This window comes from Stenotrophomonas sp. P5_A8, assembly GCF_056400545.1.
The window spans coordinates 1-2,298 of sequence record NZ_JBFULB010000464.1; the positions used below are offsets into that span (position 1 = coordinate 1).

The 2,298-nt window shown below is 54.5% G+C and carries 2 protein-coding genes; both read right to left on the reverse strand.

Features of this window, described 5'->3' with window-relative positions:
- Window positions 1–72 precede the first annotated feature (72 nt).
- Complete coding sequence (locus tag AC1DQP_RS19595; RefSeq protein ID WP_478052310.1) at window positions 73–885, reverse strand: hypothetical protein; 813 nt, start codon at window positions 883–885, stop codon at window positions 73–75.
- A 179-nt stretch (window positions 886–1,064) separates the two neighbouring features.
- Window positions 1,065–1,832, reverse strand: coding sequence for an HNH endonuclease (locus AC1DQP_RS19600; RefSeq protein ID WP_478052311.1), 768 nt, complete (start codon window positions 1,830–1,832; stop codon window positions 1,065–1,067).
- Window positions 1,833–2,298: the final 466 nt, after the last annotated feature.

Here is a 2,298-nt window from a genome sequence, read left to right on the forward strand (position 1 = left end):
CCGGTGCGGCTTGCAAAAGAGTCAGTTGAGAAGCCGCTGAAGGCCGCCGCCCAGGGTTTGGACGAGGATTCGTCAGTTAGTTGGCGTTTTCGATCGCAGTATCACATCTTCGATTAGCCGAAGCACGACCGACATCCTCAGCGCAATAACGGACCCCCTCCCATCACCATGCTCAATTACCACGCCAACCACCTTCTGAGGCTGCAGTGGAGGAGAATCTTCACTGAGGCCAGCAAAGATCAATGGTCCTCCGCTAAGGCCAATGTGACCAATGGTGTTCTCTTCAGCACCGTCGCTCCCGATCGCCCTCGCATCGCGATTCATTGCTACGTGAGTGGCGGTTGACATTCCACGCTTCGCAAACTGCTCTATGGGAAGTATCTCCATATCGGTGTACTGCGCCCTCCGCGGGCTAAGCCTCTTCTCATTAGAACTCTTGGGGGATACTTTCTTGTTCTTGGACCTCGGGAATCCGATCATTGTCAGTGCGCGACCACGTGACGTCGTAGCAGTGTTCTGCTCGATCATGCTGCTTTCTACAACCGGGACCCTCGCTATTTCATCGTCGGTTAGCTGGTGCCACGCGAGATCGATCGGATCCTCGGCACGGCCAGCTACGTCTGGCGTGGAAACGTGCCATTCGCCCACAATGGACACGAAAGAATTGTCCGAAGTGGTTCCAAGTGCAAGCTGCCCAACAGATTGATGATCAATGACATGCGCCGCAGTGATCAGGAACTGTCTCTTGCAATGCTCAATGCCAAAGCAGGTTCCAATATGTACTGGGTCTCTGCCTGCATCGAATCGGTAGATTGGGAAGATCGCATGTGCGAAGTTATCGAGGGCATCCTGTTTAGCTCGGTCTACAAGCTCTTTAGCACTCATCTAGTATATCTCCATGGTGTATGGTCGTGACTCTGCCTCGCTATCCGGAATTTTTTGCTCCCGCAACAATTCGGCCGGAGAAACTTCTCTTACGAGTAGGTCTCGTGCGAGCGCCTGTGTGGGCGCCGGCGCCGGCGTCGCGAAGGTCCGAGGGGTTAAGGGTTTTTTGCTACCTAGCTTCAGGCGTCTCCTGCCCCTATAGCTATACGAAGCGCCTCCTCGAACTGAAGAATCGCAGCCTGAGCTTCAGCGCCTTGAGAACTCACGCCAGCCCGAATTTTTGCTGCTGCAGCCTTGACTACTGGGTCGTTTGATTCTTGGGCAACCTCCAGCGCTACCTCTCGGAGCACATCATCAACCAGCTGCCTTCCTTGCTTGGATAGACCAACAAAGTAGATGTATCTGTACTCAATGGTTCCAGTCAGACCGAGCTTGATGTGATCAGCTAGCGAATGAAAGCGCGGATGGAAGTAGTCCACGAACTCATCGTGTTCGGGATAGTCCAGTGCGCATGGCGGAATAGGCTGATAGCACCCATCTCCCTTGATGCGGTTGCATCGCTCGCACGCAACCGAGATGTTCCAGAAGTGAAAAGAGAAACGGCCGTACACTGATGCCGGAAGGACGTGCTCCAGCTGCCTAGCGTGGCCGCCACGTGGCATGGACTGGCCGCAATAACAGCAGTTGTCTCTCTGAAGTCCAGACAAGTGAGCTCTCAGCGCAGACATAATTGATATGCCTGTGATGTTCGCGTGGGTTCCCGTCCATGTGGTGCCTCGTAGATTCGACCATTCATTGGCGGCGCTATGGCGCGCCGCGGCGTCAAAGAATTTCTCGCGTTCGAGAATCTCCTGTACGTCAGTCCTGTTCCTTACGACATCGTGGCACACTGCTAAGTATGCCGCTTCCTCGTCGATCTTGACGCGGCTGCCAGGTAGTGTCCTCAACGTGCACCCTCCTCTTCGGTAGCATCGGGTACGGCGCTCGTCAGCTCCTGTAATGCTTGGCGAGCAGTCCGGATAACCATGAGACTTCGCTCAATTCCTGCCTCATCAAGCTGATCAGACGCCTCGCGAACCCGCCGGCGCATCTCACCAAGCTCGCTCAAAAGTGGACGCAGTTCCTCCTTATGCGGAGTCTGTCTATYCATGATCCCAATAGCGTCAGCAACGATCACAGCGCAGCGCTCATGGACCATACGGTTGTTGGCTGTATGAGTATGAAAGCCGTTGAAGAGGACGCTCTCGACGGACCTTCGATCGGAAGGTTTAATGGGAGTAAGGCGCTGCTTACTCGCGGAAAAGCAAAAGCTCTGACCGTCAGAGACGCTCGAGATCAGTAAGGGCGAATGTGTGGCGACTAGTATGCTGCATGAGAATGCGTGGCTGATCACGGAGAGTACTCTCGGTAGAA

What these genes read in the sequence shown, in the direction of transcription:
- AC1DQP_RS19595 (WP_478052310.1), bottom strand. Translation starts at nt 885, where the DNA reads ATGAGTGCTAAAGAGCTTGTAGACCGAGCTAAACAGGATGCCCTCGAT.